General features: G+C 74.1%; 21 protein-coding genes. 10 read left to right on the top strand and 11 right to left on the bottom strand.

Going from position 1 to position 24,322, the window contains the following annotated elements; all coding sequences use genetic code 11:
- The first annotated feature begins 31 nt into the window (after window positions 1–31).
- The 3 genes from H9624_RS11510 (at window position 32) to H9624_RS11500 (ending at window position 5,737) form a co-directional block, all read left to right on the top strand.
- Window positions 32–982, top strand: coding sequence for a ComEA family DNA-binding protein (locus H9624_RS11510; protein ID WP_251840032.1), 951 nt, complete (start codon window positions 32–34; stop codon window positions 980–982).
- Window positions 979–3,345 (top strand): ComEC/Rec2 family competence protein, encoded by a 2,367-nt coding sequence (locus H9624_RS11505; protein WP_251840031.1) that lies wholly within the window; start codon window positions 979–981, stop codon window positions 3,343–3,345. Before H9624_RS11510 ends, H9624_RS11505 begins: the two co-directional genes overlap by 4 nt.
- Before the next feature lie 106 nt (window positions 3,346–3,451).
- Window positions 3,452–5,737, top strand: coding sequence for an amidase family protein (locus tag H9624_RS11500; RefSeq protein WP_251840030.1), 2,286 nt, complete (start codon window positions 3,452–3,454; stop codon window positions 5,735–5,737).
- Window positions 5,738–5,831: 94 nt separating this feature from the next.
- Here the strand turns inward: H9624_RS11500 and H9624_RS11495 are convergent, their stop codons facing one another.
- From H9624_RS11495 to H9624_RS11475, 5 genes are all read right to left on the bottom strand, one after another.
- The gene (locus H9624_RS11495) at window positions 5,832–6,341 is read right to left on the bottom strand and encodes an NUDIX domain-containing protein (protein ID WP_251840029.1); all 510 of its coding nucleotides are present in this window, start codon (window positions 6,339–6,341) and stop codon (window positions 5,832–5,834) included.
- Window positions 6,338–7,336: a DNA polymerase III subunit delta gene (holA, locus tag H9624_RS11490; RefSeq protein WP_251840028.1), complete on the bottom strand. Its 999-nt coding sequence runs from the start codon at window positions 7,334–7,336 to the stop codon at window positions 6,338–6,340. Before holA ends, H9624_RS11495 begins: the two co-directional genes overlap by 4 nt.
- A 64-nt stretch (window positions 7,337–7,400) precedes the next feature.
- Window positions 7,401–8,360, bottom strand: coding sequence for a DMT family transporter (locus H9624_RS11485; RefSeq protein WP_251840027.1), 960 nt, complete (start codon window positions 8,358–8,360; stop codon window positions 7,401–7,403).
- A gap of 88 nt (window positions 8,361–8,448) precedes the next feature.
- On the bottom strand, window positions 8,449–8,709 hold the full coding sequence (rpsT, locus tag H9624_RS11480; protein ID WP_110850608.1) for a 30S ribosomal protein S20: 261 nt from the start codon (window positions 8,707–8,709) through the stop codon (window positions 8,449–8,451).
- A gap of 186 nt (window positions 8,710–8,895) precedes the next feature.
- Complete coding sequence (locus tag H9624_RS11475) at window positions 8,896–10,623, bottom strand: BCCT family transporter (RefSeq protein ID WP_251840026.1); 1,728 nt, start codon at window positions 10,621–10,623, stop codon at window positions 8,896–8,898.
- Between the two features lie 97 nt (window positions 10,624–10,720).
- Between H9624_RS11475 and H9624_RS11470 the strand changes: the two genes are divergently transcribed.
- Complete coding sequence (locus H9624_RS11470; protein ID WP_251840025.1) at window positions 10,721–11,284, top strand: hypothetical protein; 564 nt, start codon at window positions 10,721–10,723, stop codon at window positions 11,282–11,284.
- Window positions 11,285–11,381: 97 nt separating this feature from the next.
- Here H9624_RS11470 and H9624_RS11465 read toward each other — a convergent pair whose 3' ends face one another.
- Window positions 11,382–11,522 carry a hypothetical protein gene (locus H9624_RS11465; protein WP_251302837.1) on the bottom strand — a complete coding sequence of 47 codons (141 nt, stop codon included), beginning with the start codon at window positions 11,520–11,522 and terminating at the stop codon, window positions 11,382–11,384.
- Window positions 11,523–11,651: 129 nt separating this feature from the next.
- On the opposite strand from H9624_RS11465, the gene lepA reads away from it, so the two are divergent.
- Together lepA and hemW are read left to right on the top strand one after the other, a co-directional pair.
- The gene (gene lepA, locus H9624_RS11460) at window positions 11,652–13,526 is read left to right on the top strand and encodes a translation elongation factor 4 (RefSeq protein WP_307784957.1); all 1,875 of its coding nucleotides are present in this window, start codon (window positions 11,652–11,654) and stop codon (window positions 13,524–13,526) included.
- Window positions 13,523–14,761, top strand: coding sequence for a radical SAM family heme chaperone HemW (gene hemW, locus H9624_RS11455; RefSeq protein ID WP_251840024.1), 1,239 nt, complete (start codon window positions 13,523–13,525; stop codon window positions 14,759–14,761). The genes lepA and hemW overlap by 4 nt, the downstream gene beginning before the upstream one ends.
- A 245-nt stretch (window positions 14,762–15,006) precedes the next feature.
- Here hemW and H9624_RS11450 read toward each other — a convergent pair whose 3' ends face one another.
- Genes H9624_RS11450 through H9624_RS11440 form a run of 3 tightly spaced genes read right to left on the bottom strand, consistent with a single transcriptional unit; the run spans window position 15,007 to window position 17,324 of the window.
- On the bottom strand, window positions 15,007–15,639 hold the full coding sequence (locus tag H9624_RS11450; RefSeq protein ID WP_251840023.1) for a dihydrofolate reductase family protein: 633 nt from the start codon (window positions 15,637–15,639) through the stop codon (window positions 15,007–15,009).
- A 49-nt stretch (window positions 15,640–15,688) separates the two neighbouring features.
- Window positions 15,689–16,705, bottom strand: a complete 1,017-nt coding sequence (locus tag H9624_RS11445; protein ID WP_251840022.1) for an RNA polymerase subunit sigma-70 — start codon at window positions 16,703–16,705, stop codon at window positions 15,689–15,691.
- A gap of 13 nt (window positions 16,706–16,718) precedes the next feature.
- A complete protein-coding gene (locus H9624_RS11440; protein WP_251840021.1) occupies window positions 16,719–17,324 on the bottom strand; it encodes a dihydrofolate reductase family protein in 606 nt (201 codons plus the stop codon).
- A 75-nt stretch (window positions 17,325–17,399) separates the two neighbouring features.
- On the opposite strand from H9624_RS11440, the gene H9624_RS11435 reads away from it, so the two are divergent.
- Window positions 17,400–17,924 carry a DUF4825 domain-containing protein gene (locus tag H9624_RS11435; protein WP_251840020.1) on the top strand — a complete coding sequence of 175 codons (525 nt, stop codon included), beginning with the start codon at window positions 17,400–17,402 and terminating at the stop codon, window positions 17,922–17,924.
- 16 nt (window positions 17,925–17,940) lie between these two features.
- Here the strand turns inward: H9624_RS11435 and H9624_RS11430 are convergent, their stop codons facing one another.
- Both H9624_RS11430 and H9624_RS11425 read right to left on the bottom strand, forming a co-directional pair.
- The gene (locus tag H9624_RS11430) at window positions 17,941–20,247 is read right to left on the bottom strand and encodes a DEAD/DEAH box helicase (protein ID WP_251840019.1); all 2,307 of its coding nucleotides are present in this window, start codon (window positions 20,245–20,247) and stop codon (window positions 17,941–17,943) included.
- The gene (locus tag H9624_RS11425; RefSeq protein WP_251840018.1) at window positions 20,244–21,143 is read right to left on the bottom strand and encodes a DUF3097 domain-containing protein; all 900 of its coding nucleotides are present in this window, start codon (window positions 21,141–21,143) and stop codon (window positions 20,244–20,246) included. The genes H9624_RS11430 and H9624_RS11425 overlap by 4 nt, the downstream gene beginning before the upstream one ends.
- 138 nt (window positions 21,144–21,281) lie before the next feature.
- On the opposite strand from H9624_RS11425, the gene hrcA reads away from it, so the two are divergent.
- From hrcA to H9624_RS11410, 3 genes are read left to right on the top strand one after another with little or no spacing between them, the layout of a single operon-like run.
- Entirely contained in the window at window positions 21,282–22,298 is a 1,017-nt protein-coding gene (gene hrcA / locus H9624_RS11420) for a heat-inducible transcriptional repressor HrcA (RefSeq protein ID WP_251840017.1), read from the top strand.
- Window positions 22,299–22,344: 46 nt separating this feature from the next.
- Window positions 22,345–23,463 (top strand): molecular chaperone DnaJ, encoded by a 1,119-nt coding sequence (gene dnaJ, locus H9624_RS11415; protein ID WP_251840016.1) that lies wholly within the window; start codon window positions 22,345–22,347, stop codon window positions 23,461–23,463.
- A complete protein-coding gene (locus tag H9624_RS11410) occupies window positions 23,463–24,221 on the top strand; it encodes a 16S rRNA (uracil(1498)-N(3))-methyltransferase (protein WP_251840015.1) in 759 nt (252 codons plus the stop codon). Before dnaJ ends, H9624_RS11410 begins: the two co-directional genes overlap by 1 nt.
- Window positions 24,222–24,322 lie beyond the last annotated feature (101 nt).

Raw genomic sequence — 24,322 nt, 5'->3', positions numbered from 1 at the left:
GGCGTGGGCGGCGGTCCGTACGGTCACGCGCATGGCACCGACGAGGCGCACGGACTCCGCGGCCCGGCTGCGGGCGCTGACCCGCCGCGCCTACACGGCCACGTCCGGGCACCTCGACCTCGACGACGACGCCGGGCGGGAGTTCGACCGCATCGTCAGTGGCGAAGGGGACGAGAGCTGGGGAGACGGCGCGGCGGCAGACCGCACGGGCCGGGACGACGCCGGAGCGGTGGGCCGTGCCGGCGTCGGCCGGCGGTCCGTGGACGCGCAGGGTAGGCCGGTGCGCCGATGGAGCGTCTCTGGCCGGGCGGTGGTCGTCGTGCTGGCGGTGGTGGCGGCCTTCGCGGGCGCGGTCGTGGCGCGCGCGATCGCCCTCGGGCCGTCAGACGCCGTCCCGGTGCCCGAGGTGAGTGCGGTCGTGGAACCGGCCGCGCCGGACGCGTCTCCCGCCGCCTCGCCTCCTCCGTCGGGTGACGCGGCTACCGGCGACCCGCCGGGGGAGCCTGAGCCGACGGCGGAGCCGGCGGGGGTCGTCGTCGTCCACGTCGCGGGGGCGGTCCACGAGCCCGGGGTCGTCGAGCTGCCACTGGGGGCGCGCGTGGCCGACGCCGTCGCGGCCGCCGGCGGTGAGCAGCCGGACGCCGAGCTGGCAGCGGTCAACCTCGCGAGACCGCTCGTCGACGGCGAGCAGGTGTACGTGCCGCAGGTGGGGGAGGAGCCACCGGGCGCCGGGGGACCGCCACCGGACGTGGGCGCGGGACAGGTCGCGGGTGAGCCAGCCGCCGAGGGCGGGGTGGTCGACCTCAACTCCGCCGACCTCGCCGCGCTCGACACCCTGCCCGGGGTGGGACCGGCCATCGCGCAGCGGATCCTGGAGTGGCGCGAGGCGAACGGTCCGTTCCACTCCGTCGAGGAGCTGCTCGAGGTCTCCGGCATCGGGCCGGCCACGCTGGAGAAGCTGCGGGAGCGGGTGCGCGTGTGACCCTCGACCTCCGCCTCGTGCCCGCCGCCCTCGCCGCGTGGACCGCCGCCTTCGTCGGTGTCCTCCTGCCGCCGGACGCCGCCGTCGTCGGGGCCGTGCTGCTCCTGCTCCTCGCGGCTCGGACCGCGTGGTCGCTGCGCGGTGGCGGGCGGCACCGCGACCGGGCCGGACCGACGCCGCAGGCCACCGCGGCGCTCGCGCTCGCCGTCGCCGCGTTCGTGCTCGGGGCGGTCGCCGCCCACGTCCACCAGCGGGCGAGCGGTCTGCTCGTCGAGCTGGTCGAGGCCGGGGCGGTCGTCACGGTGAGCGGGCCGGTCACCGGGGACCCCGCTGTCATCGCGACGCCGCCCGAGCGCGGGGGCGGGGAGCGGGTCACGGTCCCTCTCCGGGCGGACCTCGTCGTGGGCCGGGGGCTGACGGCGCGCGCCCGGGCCCCGGTGCTCCTCCTCGCGCCACCGAGCTGGGCAGGCGTCGAGCTCGGTGCCCGGGTACGCCTCACCGGCCGGCTCGTCGCGACGGAGCCGGGGGAGGACGTCGTCGCGCTCGTCGTCGTCCACGCCGACCCGGAGGTCGTGGCGCCCCCGCCCGCGCACCAGCGGCTCGCGAGCCGGATGCGCACCGGCCTCGTCACCGCCGTGGAGGACGCCCCCGCGCAGGCCCGCGGCCTTGTCCCCGGCATCGCCGTCGGTGACGACTCCCGCCTGCCACCCGAGCTCGACGACGCCATGACCGCGGTGTCCCTCACCCACATCACCGCGGTGTCCGGCGCGCACGTGGCCATCGTCCTCGGCGCGGTGCTCGCGGCGCTCAGCTGGGCACCGCGCTGGGTCCGTGCGGCAGTCGGCGGCGCGGTCCTCGTGTGCTTCGTCGTCCTCGTCCGGCCGGAGGCCAGCGTGCTGCGCTCGGCGACGATGGGCGCCGTCGCCCTGCTCGCGCTCCTCCTCGGCCGTCCCGCGCGTGCCCTGCCGGCGCTGTGCAGCGCGGTCGTCGTCCTGCTCGTCCTCGACCCGTGGCTGGCCCGGTCCTACGGCTTCGTCCTGTCGGTGCTCGCCACGACGGGCCTCGTCGTCCTGTCCGGGCCGTGGGCGGAGGCCCTGTCCCACCGCATGCCCCGCACGCTGGCCCACGTCGTCGCCGTGCCGGCGGCGGCACAGGTGTGCTGCGCGCCGGTCGTCATCCTCCTCGAGCCGGCCGTCGCCACCTACGCGGTGCCCGCCAACGTCCTCGCCGCGCCCGCGGTGCCGCCGGCCACGGTGCTCGGCGTCGTCGCGACCGTCGTCTCCCCGTGGCTGCCCCGGCTCGCCGAGCCGCTCGCGGCGGCGGCCGGCTGGTTCACCGGCTGGATCGCGTGGGTCGCGCTCGGCTGGGCCGAGCTCCCCGGGGCGCGGCTGCCGTGGCTCGGGGGCCTCGCCGGCGCGGCGCTGCTGGCGCTGGTCACCGTCCTGGCGGTCGCCCTCGTCCGCCGTGGCCGGCGCGCCCAGCTGCTCGGGGCGGGCGTCGGTGCCCTCGTCCTCGTGCTCGCCCTCGTCCCCGGTCCGCGCCGGGCGCTGGGCGGGCTCGTCTCGGGCGTCCCGGACGACTGGCTCGCGGTCCAGTGCGACGTCGGCCAGGGCAGTGGCTTCACGCTCCGCAGCGGGCCGCGGGCTGCCGTCGTCGTCGACGTCGGTCCCGCCGGGCCGGCCGCGGCGGACTGCCTGGTCGCCGCCGGGGTGCGCGAGGTCGACCTCCTCGTCCTCACCCACCTCCATGCCGACCACGTGGGCGGGCTGCCGGAGGTCCTCGACGCCGTCGAGGTCCACCACGTCCTCCTCACCCCGCACGACGGCCCGGCCGCCGCCGAGCGGCAGGTGCTCGCGGCGCTCGCCGAGGAGGGGGCCACCGTCGAGCGGGTCGGCGCCGACAGCGCCGGTGAGGTGGCCGGGGTGCGGTGGCGGGGGATGTGGCCCACACCGCGGGCCGTCGAGCTCGCCACCCCCGGTGACGACGAGTCCGCCAACGACCTCTCCCTCGTCGTGCGCCTCGAGACCCCGGACCTGTCGGTGCTCGCCCTCGGCGACCTCGAGCCGGACGGCCAGCGCGGCCTGCTCCGCGAGCTCGCGACAGGCGGCGCGTCGGCAGGGCCGGGCGGCGTGGACGTCGTCCTCGTCCCGCACCACGGCTCTGCGGCCCAGCTGCCCGCCCTCGCCGAGGCGGTCGGCGGGCGGCTCGCGCTCGTCGGCGTCGGCGCGGACAACGACTTCGGGCACCCGGCGGCGTCGACCCTCGAGCTGTACGGGCGCGGCGGCGCCCTCGTCCTGCGGACCGACGAGTGCGGTGCCGTCGTCGTCGTGCCGCGAGCGGGCGGGCTGGCCGCTCGGTGCTGAGCGGGGCATGCGCGCCGTTGAGCGCAACGTGGCGGAAACACCCCGGACATCGCTGCTCCCTAGCGTGCGCCAGGTCGGAGTGTGACACCAGACCTTGGAGACGACCTTGAAGATCAGACGACTTGTCGCCACAGCATCGGTGATGACCTGCCTGGCGGTGGGGACGACCGGCGCCGCGGTGGCCGCCCCCGCCCCCTCGCCGTTCCACGTCGACGAGACGACCATCGCCGACATCCACGCCGCCTTCGCCGACGGCACCCTCAGCTGCGTCGATCTGGTCGGCGAGTACCTGGCGCGCATCGCGGCCTACGAGGACACCGGACCGGCCATCAACTCGCTGGTCACCGTGGCTCCGGACGCCCTGGACCAGGCCCGCGCCCTGGACGCCGCCTACCGCGACGGGGACGTCGGCGCCCTGCACTGCATCCCGGTGGTGCTCAAGGACAACGTCGAGACGGCGGACATGCCGACCACCGGCGGGTCGAAGGCTCTTGCCGGCGATGTGCCGCCCGAGGACGCCTACATCACCGGGCGGCTGCGGGAGGAGGGAGCCATCATCCTGGGCAAGGGCAACATGGACGAGTGGGCCCACGGTGGCCAGGCGGGCTACAGCTCCGTCAACGGCCAGACCCTCAACCCCTACGACCCCAGCCGGTCGATCGGTGGGTCGAGCGGCGGCCCCGCGGCGGCGGTCGCCGCGAACTTCGCCGTGCTGTCCATCGGTACGGACACCCTCGGCTCGATCCGCTCGCCCGCCAACGCCGCGTCGCTCGCGGCGGTCAAGCCCACCCTCGGACTGGTCAGCGGCACCGGCATCATCCCGTTCGCGCTCACCTTCGACGTCGCCGGTCCGATGACCCGGACGATCCGGGACAGCGCGGAGATGCTCAACGTCGTCGCGGGTGTCGACCCGGAGGACGAGCGCACGCTCGCCGCTGCCGGCAACACCCCCGAGGACTACACGGCGTTCCTGCGGGAGGACGCCCTCGACGGCGTCAGGGTCGGTGTGCTCCGCACGTCCGTGCCCAACCGCGAGACGGCAGTGGTCGACGCGGCACTGAAGGAGATGGAGGGGCTGGGCGCCGAGATCGTCGACGGGATCCAGGCGCCGGAGTCGATGCGGTCCCTCTCCGGGCAGTACTACACCTTCATCTCCCAGACGGAGTTCAAGACGCAGCTCGGTGAGTACCTTCAGGCGCGCCGCCCCGGTGCCCCGGTCCAGTCCCACGCCGAGGTGCTCGCGGCCAGCGAGGAGGAGGGCTTCGGCATGGCGGACGCCGTGCTCGCACGCCTGCGCACCGAGGCGACCCGCGGCTCGATGGAGGACGCCGACTACCTCGAGGCCGTGAGCGAGGGGCCCGCCGCGATGCGCGCCGAGATCACCGCGCTGCTCGAGCAGAACGACGTCGACGTCCTCGTGCACTCGGCCGGGAGCGGCTCGGACATGGCGAGCCTCTCGGGCTTCCCCTCGGTCATCGTCCCGGCAGGCACTGGCGAGGCCGGCGTGTCTGTCGGCATGTCGTTCCTCGGCGCGGCCTTCACGGAGGGGCCGCTGCTCGGCTACGCCTACGCCTTCGAGCAGGCCACCCAGCACAGGCAGCTGCCGGGCACGACCCCGCCGCTGCCCCGGCCTGTGGAGCCCACGGAGCCGACCGATCCCGAGGACCCGCCGGTCCAGCCCGGTGGCCCGAGCAGCACGACGACCGGGTTCTTCCTCAACGACGGGTGGGGCGCCGTGGCCAACCGGGTGTTCCAGTACGGCCGGTTCGGTGACGAGGTCCTCGTCGGCGACTGGGACGGTGACGGCACCGACACCATCACGCTGCGCCGTGGACGGGACTTCTTCGTCAACAACAGGCTGGCCGGTGGGGCGGCCGAGCGGGTCGTCACCTACGGCCGCCCGGGGGACCGGATCGTCGTCGGTGACTTCGACGGCGACGGCGTGGATGGCATCGCCGTCCGTCGCGGCGCCGGCTACCACATCCTCAACGACCTGGACGCGGCCGGTGGCCCCGCTGACGAAGTCGTCGTGTACGGCCGCGCCGGCGATCAGGTCGTGGTCGGTGACTGGGACGGCGACGGCACCGACACCCTCGCGGTGCGCCGGGGTGCGACGTACTTCGTCAAGAACTCCATCGCGTCCGGCTCGGCCGACGCGCTGGTCGTGTACGGCCGCGCCGGCGACGTGACCCTCGCAGGGGACTGGGACGGCGACGGCACGGACACCTTCGCGGTGCGCCGGGGCGCTCGCTACCACGTGCGTAACAGCATCAGCGGGGGACCGGCCGACCTGGTCCGGGCGTACGGGCGCACGGGGGACGAGGTGTACACCGGTGACTGGAACGGTGACGGCCGGGACACGCTGGGGGTGCGCCGGGCCCCCAGCGCCTGACAAGCGGTCGACCGCCCCAAGGGCGCCGACAGCGTGAGGTCCCGCTCCCTGGTCGGGGAGCGGGACCTCGTCGTTCTGGGCGACCGCCTGCCGCTCAGTGCTGAGCGAAGCCGAAGGCCGTCACGGGCGCGAGGGTGCCGGCAGCGAGGCCGTCGAGGACCTGCCGCTCGTGGGGGACCACCGGCTCCGCGAGGGAGTCGAGCGCGTCGAGGCGGACCCAGCGCAGGTCCGCCGCCTTGTCCTCCTGCAGACGCGGGTCGCCGCGCCAGCGGCGGCACGAGAAGAAGACGTCGACCCGCTCGTCGATCGCCAGTCCCGTGCCCTGGGTGCGGTGCATGACGGTGAGGGGCAGCAGCCCGGCGGTGTCGACCTCCACGCCGAGCTCCTCGGCCGCCTCGCGCACCGCGGCAGCGAGCACGCTCTCCCCGGCCTCGACGTGCCCGGCCGCGCCGCACGCCCAGTGCCCGTCCATGAAGCCCGTCCCCGTGCGCAGCTGGAGGAGCGCGCTGTCGGAGCCGTCGGCCTCCTCGCGGAGGAGGAGGACGTAGGCGGCGGGCACCACCCGGTAGCGGTGGATCGGGCCGTCGCCGGACGGGTCGCTCACCGCCGGCCCCGGCTGGCGACGATGCGCAGCACCGCCCGCTCGACGGCGAAGACGGGGTCCCGGCTCAGGCCCTTGACCTCGGCGTCCGCGGCGGCGACGGCGGTGATCGCGCGGGCCAGTCCCTCCGGTCCCCAGCCGGCGAGCTCGCGTCGCGCCTGGTCCACCTGCCAGGGCGCCAGGCCCAGGCCGCCCGCACCGCCGCGGCCGGACATCGCCTCGACCTTGGCCATGGTGCGGAGCTTGACCGCCAGTGCCGCCACGAGCACCACGGGGTTCGCACCAGTCTCGACGGCGTGGCGCAGCAGCGTGACGGCCTGCCCGGCGTGGCCGGCGATGGCGGCGTCGGCGACCTTGAAGCCCGTCGCCTCCACGCGACCCCCGTGGTACTGCTCGACGACGTCCGCGCCGACGCGGCCGGTCGTGTCGGCGATCAGCTGGGTGCACGCGGCGGCGAGCTCGCGCAGGTCCGAGCCCAGCGCCTGGACGAGGGCCTGGACCGCGTCCTGGTCGATCTGGCGCCGGGCACGCTTGAACTCCGCGGCGACGAAGGCGGCCTTCTCGGCGTCGCGCTTGACCGGCTCGCAGGCGACGACGGGGTGCCCGGCCTTGGTCACGGCGTCGAGCAGGCGCTTGCCGCGCACGCCGCCGTTGTGCTGCAGGACGAGGGTGACGTCGTCGGCGGGGGCGCGCAGGTAGGTGATCGTGTCGTCGATGAGGGCGTCGGTGCAGCTCTCGACGCCGTTGATGACGATGCAGCGCGCCTCACCGAACAGGGACGGGCTGGCGAGCATCTCGAGGCGCCCGAGGTCGTAGGCGGCGGCGTCGAGGCGGGTGACCTCGGTGCCGGCGTCCGCCTCGCGGGCCTGCTCGACGATCCGCGCGACGGCGCGGTCGCTGAGCACGCCCTCGGCGCCGCGCACGAGCACGACCGGGGCGAGCGGGGCCTCGTCCCAGCTCAGTCCGGACGGGGCGCTGCGACGGGTCTTCGGGGGCACACCCCAAGCCTGCCACGGACCGCCCACACCGCCCGCACCGTCCGCGGCGGCGGGGCAGCGGTCGCTACCGCCGCACGCCGCGCCGGGGGAGGGAGGCGAGGGAGATCGCGACGAGCGCGAGCAGCGTCCCGGCCACGGTCGTCGGGCTGACGGTGGAGCCGGCCACCGGCGCAAGGAGGTCCAGCGCGAGCGAGCCGATGAGCTGGCCGGCGATCGAGCCCAGCCCGAGGACCAGCACGCCGGTCCGCGGCACGATCGCCGCCGAGCCGGCGATGAAGACGATGCCGTAGAGCCCGCCGGTGTAGAGCCACCACTCGCCGGGCAGCTCGTCGGGCAGCCCGTGGCCGCGCACGAGGACCGCGACGACGAGCGCGACCGAGCCGGCGACGAAGTTCGCCACCGTCGCCGTGAGCGGCGAGCCTCCCACGGCCCCCACGCGTGCGTTCGCTGCGTGCTGGAAGCCGGTGAGGAGTCCGGCCACGAGCGGCAGCAGGGCCGGCAGGAGCAGCTCCTGCCACGGCCTGTCGCCGGTGAAGGAGGAGGACGCCGCGAGCGCGACCGCCACGAGCACGAGCCCGGCACCCACGAGCCGCTGCGGCGTCGGCCGGCGGCGCACGTCCTGCGCGAAGCCGATCGCGTCGGTGAGCAGCCCGCTCAGCGTCTGCCCCGCGACGACCGCGACGGTGAACACCGCCACCCCGATGACGGCGACGACGGCGGACTGGGTGAGGACGAGGAGGGCACCGATGGTGCCCGCGAGGAGGTAGGCGGGCGGCAGCTCGCGCCGTCGGACGGCTCCCGGCAGCCGCAGCACCCCGCGGCGCACCCGCGGCAGCACGAGCGCGAGGGCGACCATGACGACCAGCCCACCGCCGAAGCTCATCGCCGCAGCGAGGACCGGGTCCTCCAGCTGCGCGCCGAGCTCGCCGTTGACGCGCGACTGCACGGGCACGACGGCGCCGATCGCGGCAGCGAGGAGTGCCGCGAGCCAGACGGGCAGGGCGGTGGTGGTCCGGTGGGGCATCGGCTCTCCTCGAGCAGGGCTGGCAGGACGACGACGGCGCCGCTCCCCGGGTTGGGGGAACGGCGCCGTCGTTGGGAGGGCCGGGTCTTTACAGGCCGGCGACCTGCTTGGCCAGCTTGGACTTGCGCTGCGCGGCCTGGTTGGCGTGGATGACGCCCTTGCTCGCGGCCTTGTCGAGCTTGCGCCCGGCGGACTGGAGCGCGGTGGCCGCGGTCTCCTTGTCACCGGCGGCGACAGCCTCGCGGACCCGACGCACGTGCGTCTTGAGCTCGGACTTCACGGCCTTGTTGCGGAGACGCGCCTTCTCGTTGGTGAGGATGCGCTTCTTCTGGGACTTGATGTTCGCCACGTGTGGACTTCTCCTACATTTCGCCGAAGCGATCAGACAATGGGTCGGTGAGGGCTGTGCCAGCGACCGGGACTGGGGAGTGGGGACACCCGTGGTCGGCCGCAAGCCGGCCCCCGCACGACCGGCGGAGGCTCAGCGAGGTACTTTACCAGGTACCCGGCCGGAGCGGTGCACGTGTGGCGCCCGTCATGGACGAGGCGGCTCCGCCGTCGCCGACTCGTCGTCGTCCTCGGCGAGGATCGGGTCGACCGGGATCGGCTCCTGACCCGGCTCGATCTCCGGGACCACGGTGAAGGTGTCGTTGTCGTACTCCTCGTCCTCGGTGCGGCGCGCGGCCTCCTCCGGCGGCAGCACCCGCCGCCAGCGCAGCGCCCGCACGGGCGGGGACTCCCCGGCATCCTCCTTCAACGCCGCGAGGATCGTGTAGATCATCACGTAGCCGATGATGAAGAACGGCAGGCCGACGACGATGATCACCTGCTGCAGGGCCGCGAGACCGCCCTCGCCGGTGGCCGCGAGCATGGTCGCGGCGACGGCGCCCATGGCGATCGTCCAGAAGATCCGCTGGCGGGCCGGTGCCTCCTCCTCGTAGCCGTTGCTGATCGAGTCGATGACCAGCCCGGCGGAGTCGACCGACGTCGTGAAGAAGACGACGACGAGGACGACGGCGAGGATCTGCGTCACCGTCGTCAACGGGAAGTTCTCGAGGAAGACGAACAGGGCCGTCGCGACGTCACCCTGCTCCACCACCGGGCCGACGAGCTCACCCGGCGTCTCCTGCTCGATGCCGAAGGACGCCCAGCCGAAGACGCCGAACCACACGATGCTGAAGAGCACCGGCGCGGCCAGCACGCCGCTGACGAACTGGCGGATCGTGCGGCCCTTGGAGATCTTGGCGATGAAGATGCCGGTGAAGGGCGACCACGAGATCGTCCACGCCCAGTAGAAGACCGTCCACTGGTCCTGCCAGCCGGAGCTGTTGGCGGTGTCGTTCCAGAAGGCCAGCTGCGGCAGCGCGGAGGCGTAGATGCCCACCGACTCGATCGTCCCCTTGACGAGGAAGAGGGTGGGGCCGGTGGCGACGACGAAGCACAGCAGGCCCACGGCGAGGACGATGTTGAAGTTCGACAGGCGCTTGATGCCCTTCTCCAGCCCCACGCTCACCGAGACGACGGCGATCGCGGACACCGCGACGATGATGAGCACCTGGATCAGCCGGCTCTCGCCCAGGCCCCACAGCGTGTTGAGCCCGCTGTTGATCTGCAGCGTGCCCAGGCCCACGGAGACGCCGACACCGAAGATCGTGCCGACGACCGCGACGACGTCGATCGCCGCGCCCACCGGGCCGTGGATCTTCTCCCCGAGGAGCGGCTGGAAGATCGAGCTCACCCGCGGGGGCAGGTTGCGCCGGTACATGAAGTACGCGAAGCCGAGCGCCGGCAGCGCGAAGATCGCCCACGTGTGCAGGCCGAAGTGGTAGAGCGTGAAGGCGATGGCCTCGCGCGCGGCCGCCTGGGTCCGGCCCTCGACGTCCTGCATCGGCGGGTTCGCGTAGTGGTTGATGGGCTCGGCCACGCCCCAGAACATGAGGATCGAGCCGATGCCCGCGGCGAAGAGCATGGCGAACCACGCCAGGCCGGAGTGCTCGGGCTTCGTGTCACCGAGCCGGACCCGCCCGAAGCGGCTCGCCGCGAGGTAGACGAGGAAGAGCAGGAAGACCGTGACGCCGAGGATGTAGAACCACCCGAGGTTCGACATGATCCACCCCGAGGCGCCGGCGAAGGCCGCGTCCACCTGGTCGGTGAACAGGATCGTCCCGACGACGAAGATGATCGCGACGAGCGCCGCCGGGAAGAAGATCCGGGGACTCGTGCGCAGTCCCAGCGCGTCGTGCATCCGGTCGAGCGGCTTCATGGGGAGAGAGCTCCTGCCTCGGGAACCAAAAAGGACGCCCCGACGTTATCCGGGGGCCCGGGGGACCGCCTCCCGGGCAGCGTGGGAGGCTGGATCCATGACTGCGACCAACGACGCGATGAACCAGATCGTCGTCAACGTCGTGCGCCTCGCGCGCCGGCCGGGGTACCTCCTCCTCGTCGGCGCCGCGGTGCCCGTCGGGGTGTTCCTCCTGTTCGGCCTGCTCCTGGGCCTGGACGCCGAGTCGTGGGGCGGTTGGGTCCCCTTCGCCCTCGGGCTCGTGCTCGCGGTGCCCGTCGCCGTCCTCGCGGTGCGCCGCGAGCGGCTGCAGCGCACGACGGCGGACATCGGCGACGGTCCGGTGACGACGGCGGGTGGCGTCGTCGTCGTGACGGGGGAGCCGACGCAGGCCGCCCTCGAGGAGGAGCTCACCACCCTCACCGAGGCGATGGACGAGGGACGCGTCCGCACGGCCCGCTGGCTCCCGCGCGTCGAGGCCACCCAGCGCGCCCTGCTGCGGGCGGCGGGTGGCCCCGTGCGGGCGCCGTACCTGCGGGACGACCTGCGCATCACGCTCGTCGCCTTCCTCGGCACGGTCGCCGCGATCCCGCTCGCGATCCTCGGCGCCTTCATGAGCGCCTTCGCCCTGCTGCTGTCCTGAGCCGGAGGAATCCGGCTGTCGACGAAGGGGGGAGGGGGTACCCCTCCTTCCGCCGAGAGCCGGATTCCTCCGTGGCCACGGTGCGAGCGGGCGGCGGCTACGTCGGGTTGGCGCGCAGCTCGTCGGCGATCTCCTCCTCGGGCCGCGGCGGGACGGTCTCGTCCTCCTCGAGCACGACGGGGTCCTCGTAGCGGGCGGGCGGCTCCGAGCCGGTGGGCTCGTCGGGCAGTGTCGACATCGTGCTTCCTCTCCTCGGCGGGACGGGCCCCGGCCGGAGGCGCCGGTTGTCGCCGCCTCGTGGGACCATGGAGGCAGTGTGTCCTCGCGGAACGTGTTCCGCGCGTCGTCGTCGCTTGAAGGAACGTGAGTGTCCCCGATCCCCAGCCCCGCGCTGACCGCAGCGATCGCCCCCGCGGCGACCGCGCCCGAGCTGCTGCGCAACTTCTGCATCATCGCGCACATCGACCACGGCAAGTCCACCCTGGCCGACCGCATGCTCCAGCTCACCGGGGTCGTCGAGGACCGGGCGATGCGTGCCCAGTACCTCGACCGGATGGACATCGAGCGCGAGCGCGGCATCACGATCAAGTCCCAGGCCGTGCGCATGCCGTGGCAGGTGGGCGAGACCGCCTACGCGCTCAACATGATCGACACGCCCGGCCACGTCGACTTCACCTACGAGGTCTCCCGCTCGCTCGCGGCCTGTGAGGGCGCGCTGCTCCTCGTCGACGCCGCGCAGGGCATCGAGGCGCAGACCCTCGCCAACCTCTACCTGGCGATGGAGAACGACCTCACGATCATCCCGGTCCTCAACAAGATCGACCTGCCCGGCGCGCAGCCGGAGCGCTACGCCGAGGAGCTGGCGAACCTCATCGGTGGCGAGCCGGAGGACTGCCTGCAGGTCTCGGGCAAGACCGGCGTCGGCGTGCCCGCCCTCCTCGACCGCCTCGTCCGCGACATCCCCGCCCCGGTGGGCGACCCGGACGCCCCCGCGCGGGCGATGATCTTCGACTCGGTCTACGACACCTACCGCGGCGTCGTCACCTACGTGCGCGTCGTCGACGGCGCGATCAAGCCCCGCGAGAAGCTCACGATGATGTCGACCGGCACGAGCGTCGACCTCCTCGAGATCGGCGTCAGCTCCCCGGAGCCCAAGCCCACCAAGGGTCTGGGCGTCGGCGAGGTCGGCTACCTCATCACCGGCGTCAAGGACGTGCGCCAGTCGCGCGTCGGTGACACGGTGACCAACGCCGCCCGGCCGGCCACCGAGGCCGTCGGCGAGTACCGCGACCCGCAGCCGATGGTCTACTCCGGCCTCTTCCCGGTGGACGGCTCGGACTACCCGGTGCTGCGCGACGCGCTGGACAAGCTCAAGCTCAACGACGCGGCCCTGGCCTACGAGCCGGAGACCTCCGTCGCGCTGGGCTTCGGCTTCCGCTGCGGCTACCTCGGCCTGCTCCACCTCGAGATCGTGCGCGAGCGCCTCGAGCGCGAGTTCGACCTCGACCTCATCTCCACCGCGCCCAACGTCGTCTACAACGTCGTCACCGAGGACGGCACGCGCACCCAGGTGACCAACCCCAGCGAGTACCCCGACGGGAAGATCTCCGAGGTCTACGAGCCGGTCGTCCGCGCGACCATCATCACGCCGGCCGAGTTCATCGGCACGGTGATGGAGCTGTGCCAGCAGCGCCGCGGCGTCCAGGACGGGATGGACTACCTCTCCCCGGAGCGGGTGGAGATGCGCTACCACCTGCCCCTGGCCGAGATCGTCTTCGACTTCTTCGACCAGCTCAAGTCCCGCACCCGTGGGTACGCCTCGTTCGACTACGAGGCCGACGGCGAGCAGGCGGCCGACCTCGTCAAGGTGGACATCCTGCTCCACCACGAGCAGGTCGACGCCTTCAGCGCGATCGTCCACCGGGACAAGGCCTACTCCTACGGCGTCGAGATGGCCGGCAAGCTGCGCGAGATCATCCCCCGGCAGCAGTTCGAGGTGCCGATCCAGGCCGCCATCGGCGCCCGGATCATCGCCCGCGAGACGATCCGCGCGCTGCGCAAGGACATGCTCGCCAAGTGCTACGGCGGTGACATCTCCCGTAAGCGCAAGCTCCTGGAGAAGCAGAAGGAGGGCAAGAAGCGGATGAAGTCGATCGGCCGGGTCGAGGTCCCGCCGGAGGCCTTCATCGCCGCCCTGTCCTCCGACACCCCGACGGGCAAGGACGCCAAGGCCAAGAAGTGAGCCCTGCCCTTCCCGCGGGCGACCCGGTTCCCGCCGACGGCGCCCTGCCGGCGTCGGCGGCGGCCGGTTCGGCCGAGCGCGCCTTCGGCGTCTACCTCCACGTGCCCTTCTGCCGGGTCCGGTGCGGGTACTGCGACTTCAACACCTACACCGCCACCGAGCTCGGGGGAGGGGCGAGCCAGGCCGCCTACGCCGACACCGCGCGGCGGGAGATCGACCTCGCCGCGGGCGTGCTCGAGCGGGCGGGCGTCGCGCGGCGGGAGGTCTCGACCGTGTTCGTCGGCGGCGGCACGCCCACGTTGCTGCCCGCCGGTGACCTCGCCGCGATGCTCGCCCACGTCCGCGCGACGTGGGGGCTGGCCGACGGCGCCGAGGTGACGACGGAGGCGAACCCGGACTCGGTGACGCCGGCGTCCCTGGAGGAGCTGGCCGCCGCCGGCTTCACGCGCGTCTCCTTCGGGATGCAGTCCGCCGTCCCGCACGTCCTGGCCACCCTCGACCGCACGCACGACCCGGCGCGCCTGCCCGACGTCGTCCGCTGGGCGCGCGACGCGGGCCTCGGCGTCTCCGTGGACCTCATCTACGGCACCCCGGGGGAGTCGGCCGCCGACTGGCGGACCAGCCTGGAGACCGCCGTCGCCCTCGAGCCGGACCACGTGTCCGCCTACGCGCTCGGCATCGAGCCGGGCACGAAGATGGGCGCGCAGGTCCGCCGCGGCGAGCTCCCCATGCCCGACGACGACGACGCGGCCCTCAAGTACGAGGCCGCCGACGACGTCCTCACCGCGGCCGGGCTCTCCTGGTACGAGGTGTCGAACTTCGCGACGGCGCCGGAGCACGCGTGCCGCCACAACCTCAACTACTGGCGCGGTGCCGACTGGTGGGGGGTCGGGCCCGGCGCGCACAGCCACGTCGGCGGGGTGCGCTGGTGGAACGTCAAGCACCCGCGCGCCTACGCCCACCGCCTGGACCAGGGACTGAGCCCGGGCGCCGGGCACGAGGTGCTCGACGACACCGCCCGCGAGCTCGAGCGGGTGCTCCTCGGCGTCCGGCTGGCCGAGGGCCTGGAGCTCGCGCCGGGGACCGGCCGCGTGCCGGAGAAGCACCGCGAGGCCGTGGCCGGGCTCATCGCCGAGGGCCTCGTCGACATGCCCGCCGCCCGGTCGGGCCGGATCCTCCTCACCCGCCGCGGCCGTCTGCTGGCCGACACGGTCGTCCGGGCGCTCACCGACTGAGCCCCGGTTCCCCTCGCGCCGAGCGCTGAGTCGTTCACGGGTCCCCCGGTTCCCCACGCGCCGAGCGCTGAGTTGTTCACGAGTCCCCCGGTTCCACTCGCGCCGAGCGCTGAGTTGTTCACGGGTCCCCCGGCTCCCTCGCGCCGAGCGCTGAGTTGTTCCCCGGAACAACTCAGCGCTCGGCGCATACGGGTGCCGGGAACAACTCAGCGCTCGGCGCATACGGGGGCCCGGGACGGTGGAAGTCAGGTGGCGTCGGAGGGGGCGTCGGTCGGGTCCGTCGGTGCGCGCGGGCCGCGGTCGCCGGTGGCGTAGACGAGCAGCACGTGGTCCGAACCGGCGAGCCGGTGGGTCTCCCGCAGCCGCAGCCCGACGGGGAGGCCCGCGGTGAAGGCCGGCACGCCGTCGCCGAGGACACCGTTGCCGACCATGACGTGCAGCTCGTCCACCAGGCCCGCGGCCAGCAGGTCGTTCCAGACCGGGATGCTGCCGAAGACGAGGATGTCCGCGCCGTCCTGCGCCTTGAGCCTGCGCACGGCATCGTGGGCGGCTGCACGCCGGACCAGCTCCGACTCACCCCAGCCGGAGAGGTCCTCGGCGGAGAGCGAGTCGGACACCACGACCTTGTGCGCGGCGGTGTTCCGGCGGGAGATCTCGCGCTCGACGGCGGGCTGCTCGGGGTCGGCGGCGACCGGGGGCCAGTAGGAGCGGAACCCCAGGAAGGTCGTCCGGCCGAGCAGCAGGGTGTCGGCGGCGCGCAGCCGCTCGAGGTTGTAGGCGCTGAACGACTCGTCCAGGGGCATCGCCATGAAGTCCCCGCCGGGGCCGGCGGCGTACCCGTCCAGGGAGATCAGGATGGTGACGACGAGCTTGCGCATGGTCGGCTCCTCTCGGTGTGCTGGGGCGCGGAGCTCGCACCCTCATCCGTCATGAGCCGCCGACCGTGCCGAACTCATCGGTCCGCGCGAGCACGTCCTCGGCGAGTGGGGGGAGGAAGCAGGTGAGCGCGCTGATGCGCGCGCCGTCGAGGGTGAGGACGGTCAACGCGCCCGGGGCGTAGGTTGCACCGTCGGCGGAGCCCTGCCAGCAGACCAGCGCGGGCTGGGCGTTGGCCGAGGTGACCCGCAGCCGCCACGGGGTCTGCAGCATCCGCGTCACGAAGGCCCGGACGGACGCGGCGCCGTCGAACCAGGCGGGCAGCGGCGGCATGGACAGCCGCACGTCCTCGGCGAGGAGCGCGACGAAGGCCCCGACGTCCTGCGCCTCCCAGGCCGCGACGAGGTCGGCGACCAGGCGCCGCTCGGCCTCGGTGCCGAGCTCCGCGCGCACCGCCTGCTGGCTCCGGTCCGGCAGCCGGCGGGCGAGCGTCGCGCGAGCGCGCTGCAGCTGGCTGTTGACGGCCGCGACGCTGAGGCCGAGGGTCTCGGCGGCCTCGCTCGCCGAGAAGGTGACGACCTCCCGCAGGAGCAGGACGGCGCGCTGGGACGCGGGGAGGTGCTGGAGCGCGGCGACGAAGGCGAGCTCGACCGTCTCACGCGCCTCGTACGCCGTCGCGGGATCGGCGCTCAGGGCGTCCACCCGGCCGCCGGTGTAGGGCTCGACCCACACCGGGCCCTCGAGCGGGTCACCGAGGGCGTAGGGGTCGGTGCACGCGGGCCCGACGTCGAGCGAGAGCTGCCGTGCGGGCCGCCTGGCGCCGACCCGCAGGGCGGCGTTCGTCGCGATGCGGTACAGCCAGCCGCGCAGGGACGACCGCCCCTCGAAGCCACCCATCCCACGCCAGGCCCCGATCAGCGCCTCCTGCAGCGCGTCGTCGGCGTCGTGGGCGGAGGCGAGCATCCGGTAGCAGTGGGCATGGAGCGCGGCGCGGTGCGGCGCGACGAGCTCCTCGAACGCCATGGCATCCCCGGCGCGGGCGCGCTGCAGCAGAGCGGACTCGTCCATCGCATGCGCACGGTCACCGAGCGGTGGCGAGCGGCGGGTGCTCGAGCACCCGGGGCCGGTACTCGACCAGCTGGATCCGGCCGTCGAAGGTCCGGTGCTCGGTCATCTCGAGGGCGACGTCCGGGTAGCCGTCGTAGATGCGTTCGTCTCCCGTGGCGCCGGTGATCACCGGGAACATGACGACCCGGAAGCGGTCGACGAGCCCGGCCGTCAGCAGGGACCGGCACAGGCTGATGCTGCCGATCGTGCTGAGGAGTCCCGAGCCACCGGCCTTCATGGCGCGGACCGTCTCGACGGCGTCGTCGCGGACGAGCGTCGAGTTCTCCCACGTCAGCGGCTCCTCGAGGGAGGAGGAGAACACCACCTTGGGCGCCTGGGTGAGCTCGTCGACCGACTCCTCCTCCTCGGCCCTGAGCCCGTCCTGGCCACCAGGGACCTCGCCCGCGGCGAAGCCCGACATCAGCCGGTAGGTGTTCGCTCCCATGAGGTAGGTGACCTCGGGCTGCTCCCCGAGCCAGGCGAGGTACTCCGGGCCCTCGAGACCCCAGAACCCGGGCCACCCCTCGCCCGAGGCGTAGCCGTCGAGGGAGGTGATGAAGTCGACGAGAAGCTCTGACATGGCGGTGTTCCTTTCCTCGGGTCGTACGCGTGTGGACCCGCCCCGGGTCCGGAACTCATCTGGGATGCTCGGCCCATGAGGAGTCCCGGTCGTGTGGTGGCGGTCAGCGGTGCGTTGCTCGTGCTCGCCGGATGTGCCGGCGACGGCACGGAGGAACGCGCCGACGTGACGATGGACTCGGCGCTCTCCGAGGCCGTCGACGTCGCCTCGCTGGAGGAGCACCGCACGCCCCACCTCGGTGACAACAGCCGGGTGGTCGCCCTCGTCGGCGCGACGAGTCCGCACGCCGTGGGTGAGTCGACGCTCGAGCTGCGGACCGACCAGCGGCCCTACGGGCTGGTGCTCAGCTTCTCCGCCGTCGCGGACGGCGTCACGGCCGACGTCGCTGACGACCTCATGACCGACCGGGCCACCCTCCTCCTCGCGACGATCGACAACGTCGACGAGGTCCGTTGGACGCTGCCCGAGGACGTCGACCAGGGCGATGGCGGCGTGCTCACCCGGGCGGAGGCCGACGCGCTCGTCGGGTTCTCGGTCGCCGACGTCGGGGCGACGGCGGAGGGCCTGGAGGAGCTGGTCTCGCGTCTCGAGGAGGGCTAGCGCGGCCGGCGGGCCGTCATGCGTCGCGCGACCGGCCCTCCGGCGCACCCGGCTCGGTCGCCGAGAGCTCGTCCCACACCGGGCCGTAGCCGAGCCGCGCCTGCTCGGCCGCGACGACCTGCGTGGCGAGCTCGGCCTCGGTGACGTCGACGGCGCCGAGTGCCTCCTGCGCGAGGCTCGACTCCCCGGCGAAGGCGTCGAAGACCTGCCGCTTGCCCGCGAGCAGCTCCTCGATGCGCTCGTCGACGCTGTCCTCGGTGAGGAGGCGATGGACCTGCACCGGGCGCTGCTGGCCCATCCGGTGCACCCGTCCGACCGCCTGGTCCTCCACGGCCGGCACCAGCTGGGGCTCGGTGATGACGACGACGCTCGCCGCCTGGACGTTGAGCCCCACCCCACCCGCGCCGATCTGGCTCACGAGGACCGCGCCCGCCGGGCCGGCCGTGAAGGCGTCGACGATCTCCTGCCGCTCGGTCGCGGGCACCGAGCCCGTGATCGGCCCGAAGGCACGCACCCCGTCCAGCCGTTCCACCTGCTCGGCCACCCGTGCCACGACGTCGAGGAAGAAGGAGAAGACGACGACGCGCTGCCCGCCGTCACGGGCCTCCTCGACGATCTCGAGCAGCCGCTCGAGCTTGGCGGAGTCGGCCGGGTCGGGCACGGTGAGGTCGGCCCGCCGCATCGCCATGAGGTTCCCGGAGGCGACGGCGTCCCGGTAGCGCCGCTCCGCCGTCGGCGTCATGGTCTCCCACTCGTCCGTCACCACCCGGGGCGGCAGCTCGACGAGGACGTCGTCGAGGGTACGGCGCAGGTAGACGGGCGCGAGGTGGCGCCGGAAGGCGTCGGCGCCGGCGAGCCCGAGGTGCGGGGGGAGGGAGGCGAGGAGCTCCGGCTGCAGCATGCCGGCGAGCGAGCGGAGCTCCTCGACCCGGTTGAGCAGCGCGGTGCCGGTGAGGAGGAGCGCCCGCGGGGTGCGCTCGGCCCACGCCGCGACCTGCCGGCTGCGCTGCGCCCGGGGGTTCTTCACGTAGTGGGCCTCGTCGACGACGAGGAGGGCAGGTGCCGGCGGTAACAACTCAGCGCTCGGCGCGAGGGGGAGGGGCGTGAGGGGTGACAACTCAGACGTCGGCGGGGAGGGGGTGGGCGGCGGGAGGGGGATGGCCGGGAGGGTGGCGAAGGTCGTGACGGCGACGCCGCCCTCGCGCTGCCACGCGGCCAGCGCCTCCTCGCGGCCGGGGCCGTGGACGCGGTGGACGCGCAGCTCGCTGTGGAGCGCCACCTCCCGGCACCAGTTGACGACGACGCTCGCCGGGCAGACGACGAGCGCCCGGTCCTCGCCCGTCGCCGCCAGGTGCGCCATGACGGCGATCGCCTGGACGGTCTTGCCCAGGCCCATCTCGTCGCCGAGGAGCGCGCGCCCCTGGTTGAGCGCGAACTTCGCCCCGAAGACCTGGTAGCCGCGCAGCCGCGCCCGCAGCAGCGACTCGTCGAGCGGGAAGGCGCTGATCCGCTCGACGAGCTCGGCGGGCAGCGTGCCCTGCGCGGCGGCCCCGCCCAGGCCGGGCACGACCTCGTCGAGGAGCGCGTAGTAGCGGGGCGTGTGCTGCTCGAGGTCCTCCCACACGGTGAGCGGCCCGGGCTCGGCGAGCAGCGCACCGAGCTCGCGGACCGTGCCGGGCAGACCGGTGGCGGCGAGCCACGGCTCCCACCGCGCCAGCGCCTCGACCGCCGCGAGGGCCCGGGCCCGGGTGCGCGGCGTGCGCAGGAACAGGCCGACCCGGCTGCGCGCGGGCGCCGCCTGCCGCACCTGCACGGACACCGTCGAGGCGAAGTCGGCCAGCTCGTCCCGGTGCTCCTCGAGCGGCCCGGACAGCCGGTGCAGCCGGTAGAGGAGCGAGGCGAGGCCCAGGCCGAGCGGGCCGCCGCCGCGCGGCTCGATGCGCACCGGCACGCCCGCCCGCAGGGTCTGCGCCAGCCGCTCCGCCGCCGCGGCCGCTGCCCGCGCGGTGTGTGGGCCCACCCCGGGCAGGGCCTCCAGCCACTGCGGCCCGGCGTCCAGGACGTCGCGCACCGTCCGCACGCCGGCGTCCTCCAGCGCCTGGAGCCGCAGGTTGCGCTCGGTGGTCTCCCGCAGCCGGCCGACCTCGATCCCGCCGAGCTCGGTGAGCACCCGCTCGTCGCGGTAGTCGTCGACGACGGCGACGACACGCTCGCGCAGCGCGGCCTCCTCGCGCAGGACGGCGGCCGCGGCGTCGGCGAGGGCCGCGCGGTCCGCGAGGAGCTGCCGGGCGTCGGCGCCGGGCCGGACCGCCGTCGTCGTCATGCCTGTTCCGGCACCTCGGTGACGAAGTCGATGAGCTCCTCCATCCGCCCGAGCAGGGCGGGGGAGAGGTCCTTGTAGCTGCGGACGGTGCCGAGGATGCGCTTCCAGCCGCGGGCGACGTCGGCCTGGTCGGCGTGCGGCCAGCCGAGCGCGGCGAGCGTGCCCACCTTGATGTCGGTGCCGCGGGGCACGTCCGGCCACGCCTTGATCCCCACCCGCTCGGGCCGCACGGCCTGCCACACGTCGACGTAGGGGTGGCCGAGCACCTTGACGTGCCGTGCCGAGCGCCCGAGCGTGCGCAGCGCCTCCTGGACGAGCCGCGTCTCCTTGGACCCCTGGACGAGGTGGTCGACGAGCACGCCGGCCCGGCGGGTGGGCCCGGGCGCGAAGTCGGCGAGCACCTCGGCGAGGTTGTCCACGCCCTCGAGCAGCTGGACGACGACGCCCTCCACCCGCAGGTCGTCGCCCCACACCCGCTCGACGAGCTCGGCGTCGTGCCGTCCCTCGACCCAGATCCGCGAGGCGCGGGCCACCCGCGCGCGGCTCGTGTCGACGGCGATCGAGCCCGACGCCGTGAGCCGCCGGCCCCCGGCCGTCACCGGGCCGCGGGGTGCTGCCCTGCGCGCGGGCGGCACGAGGTGCACCGGCTTGCCGTCCACCCAGAAGCCCGAGCCGAGCGGGAAGGTGCGGGTGCGTCCGCCTCGGTCCTCGAGGACGACGACGTGCATCCCGCCGGACTTCTCCACGGCCGTCACCGCGCCGACCCAGCCGGTCTCGACGTCCTCGACGACGAGGCCGAGCTCGGCGGGCTCGTCGCGGACCGTGGGACGGTGGGCGTAGGAGCCGGTGCGGTGGGGGTCGGAGGACAGGACGTCCGAGCCGTAGCGATCCTTCACCCCCGCAGGGTAGGCGCGCGGTGGGGGAGGTCACGAGACACCCGGGGGCGTGGCGCGTAGAATTAGCACTCCGGACCGGTGAGTGCTGACCGCCGGCCCACGCCGACCCGGCCCCGAGCGCCGTAAGGAGGGAACCCGTTGGCTGACCGCCGACTCGATGTGCTGAGAGCGATCGTCGAGGACTACGTCCACACGCGTGAACCGGTGGGCTCCAAGGCCCTCGTCGAGCGCCACTCGCTCGGTGTCTCACCGGCGACGATCCGCAACGACATGGCCGTCCTCGAGGAGAGCGGGTACATCCACCAGCCGCACACCTCCGCCGGACGCGTGCCCACCGACAAGGGCTACCGCCTCTTCGTCGACCAGCTGTCCACCTTCAAGCCGCTGTCCCCGGCCGAGCGGGGCGCGATCCAGCACCTCCTCGAGGGCGCCGTCGACCTCGACGACGTCGTCGAGCGCACCGTGCGCCTGCTCGCCCAGCTCACCCACCAGGTCGCCGTCGTCCAGTACCCCTCGCTGCGCAACTCCGCGCTGCGGCACGTCGAGCTCGTCCCGCTGTCCGAGCACCGGCTGCTCGTCGTCATCATCACCGACGCCGGGCGCGTGGAGCAGCGGGCGCTGGAGGTCGACACCCCGCTCGACCTCGGGGTCGTCGCCGAGCTGCGCGCACGCATCAACGCCGGCAGCATCGGGCGCCGCGCCGCCGACATCGGCTCCGCGCTCGAGCACACCTCCGGCCGCTTCGCCCCCGAGCACCGCCCGCTCGTCGTGCGCGTCGTCGAGGCGCTCACCGAGACGCTGCGGATGGACGCCGAGGAGCGCATCGTCATGGCGGGCACCGCGAACCTCGCCCGCTCCGACGTCGACTTCTCCCGCACCATCGGCCCCGTCCTCGAGGCCCTCGAGGAGCAGGTGGTGCTCCTGCGGCTCCTCCAGGAGATGGCCGAGGACGACGCCGTCGCCGTGAGCATCGGTGAGGAGAACCGGCACGAGTCGCTGTCCGAGGCGTCGATCGTGGCGACCGCCTACGGTGGGGGGAGTGGCGAGGGGGTGGCCCGCCTCGGTGTGCTGGGCCCCACGCGCATGGACTACCCCTCGGCCATGACCTCCGTGCGGGCCGTGGCCCGCTACCTGTCGCGGATCCTCGCCGGCTGACCGGCCCTCGACACCCGCCCGAAGAACCCCCACAGGAAGTGACCTGGTGAACGACTACTACGAGATCCTCGGCGTGCCGCGTACCGCGACGCAGGAGGAGATCAAGCGCGCCTACCGCAAGCTGGCGCGCAAGCTCCACCCGGACGTCGCCGGGCCGGAGGCCGAGGACCAGTTCAAGGAGGTCGGGCGCGCCTACGAGGTCCTCTCCAACCCCGAGAAGCGGCAGATGTACGACCTCGGCGGGGAGTCCGCGCTCGGCGGCAACGGCGGGGGCGGGGCCGGCTTCGGCTTCTCCGACATCTTCGAGACCTTCTTCGGTGCGGCCGGCGGCGCCAGCCGTGGCCCCGCGCCGCGCGGCCGGCGCGGCCAGGACGCCCTCATCCGCCTCGAGGTCGAGCTCCGGGACGCCGTCTTCGGCGTCGAGGAGGAGGTTCAGGTCGACACCGCCGTCCTGTGCGGCACCTGCAACGGCACGTGCACCCGCCCGGGCACGAGCGTGCAGACCTGCGCCGTGTGCCACGGCCGCGGCTCGGTCCAGCGGGTGGCGCGCTCCTTCCTCGGCAACGTCATGACGACCTCGCCCTGCTCCGCCTGCGGCGGCCACGGCACGACCATCCCCGACCCCTGCCCCGAGTGCTCCGGCCAGGGACGCGTGCGCAACCGCCGCACGATCCCCGTCTCGGTGCCCGCGGGCGTCGACACCGGCAACCGGATCAAGCTCACCGGCAGCGGTGAGGTCGGCCCCGGCGGCGGCCCCGCCGGCGACCTCTACGTCGAGCTCCGCGTCCGTCCCCACCCCGTCTTCGCCCGCCGCGGTGACGACCTCTACGCCCGCGTCGAGGTCCCGATGACCGCCGCCGCGCTCGGCACCGTCCTCCACCTCGAGACCTTCGACGGGCCCGAGGAGATCGACATCGCCCCCGGCACCCAGCCCGAGGAAGTCATCACTCTCGAGGGCCTGGGCGTGGGCCGCCTCAACGGCCCCGGCCGCGGCGACCTCAAGGTGCAGGTCGACGTCGAGGTGCCCTCGGCCCTGGACGACCGTCAGCGCGAGCTCCTCCTCGAGCTCGCCACGCTCCGCGGGGAGGAGCGGGCCGAGCCCCGCCTCACCCCCGCGTCGAGCGGCGTCTTCTCCCGCCTGCGGGACCGCTTCTCCGGCCGCTGATGAGCGCGCCCGTCTTCCTCGGCGCGCCCGCCGACCTCGCCGCCGCAGCGGCGGGGTCGGTCCTCACCGTCCGCGGCCCCGAGGCGCGCCACGCCGTCTCGGTGCGACGCGTGCGGACCGGTGAGGTCGTCGACGTCGTCGACGGCGAGGGCACCCGCGCCCGCGGGGAGGTCACCACCGCCGCGGGGGAGGAGCTCTCCCTCCACGTCACCGAGGTGACCCGCGAGCCCGCCCCCGCGGTGCGGCTCGTCCTCGTCCAGGCGCTGGCCAAGGGCGGGCGCGACGAGCAGGCCGTGGAGACCGCCACCGAGGTGGGGATCGACGCCGTCCTGCCGTGGCAGAGCGAGCGCTGCGTGTCCGTGTGGGCCGGGAAGAAGGCCGCCAAGGGGCGCGAGCGCTGGCAGTCCGTCGCGCTCGCCGCGACCAAGCAGTCCCGCCGCGCCCGCCTGCCGGAGGTCGAGGAGCTCCTCGTCGGCAAGCAGCTGCTCGCCCGCGTCGCGTCCGTCGTCGACGGTGGGGGCGCCGTCGTCGTCCTCCACGAGGAGGCGACCGTCCCGCTGTCCACCGTCGCGCTGCCCGAGGCGGGCGAGGTGCTCCTCGTCGTCGGCCCCGAGGGTGGCCTGAGCCAGCGGGAGGTGGCGGACCTCGCCGAGCGGGGCGCCGTCGTCGTCCGCCTCGGCCCGCACGTCATGCGCACCTCGACCGCCGGCCCGGTGGCCGCCGCGCTCCTGGCGGACCGTCTGGGCCGCTGGTCCTGACAGTCCCGAGCCCGCCTGGTCCAGCCCGTGCCGGGATCGGGAAGTTTCGGCTGGCCCTCGCCGTTATGCTCGTGCGTACGTTCTCACCCACCCAGGAGGAA

The organism is Oceanitalea stevensii (assembly GCF_014837105.1).
GTDB classification, from domain to species: Bacteria; Actinomycetota; Actinomycetes; order Actinomycetales; family Actinomycetaceae; genus Oceanitalea; species Oceanitalea stevensii.
Note: the sequence above shows the minus strand (reverse complement) of the source record. Positions and strands in the feature narration are given on the sequence as shown.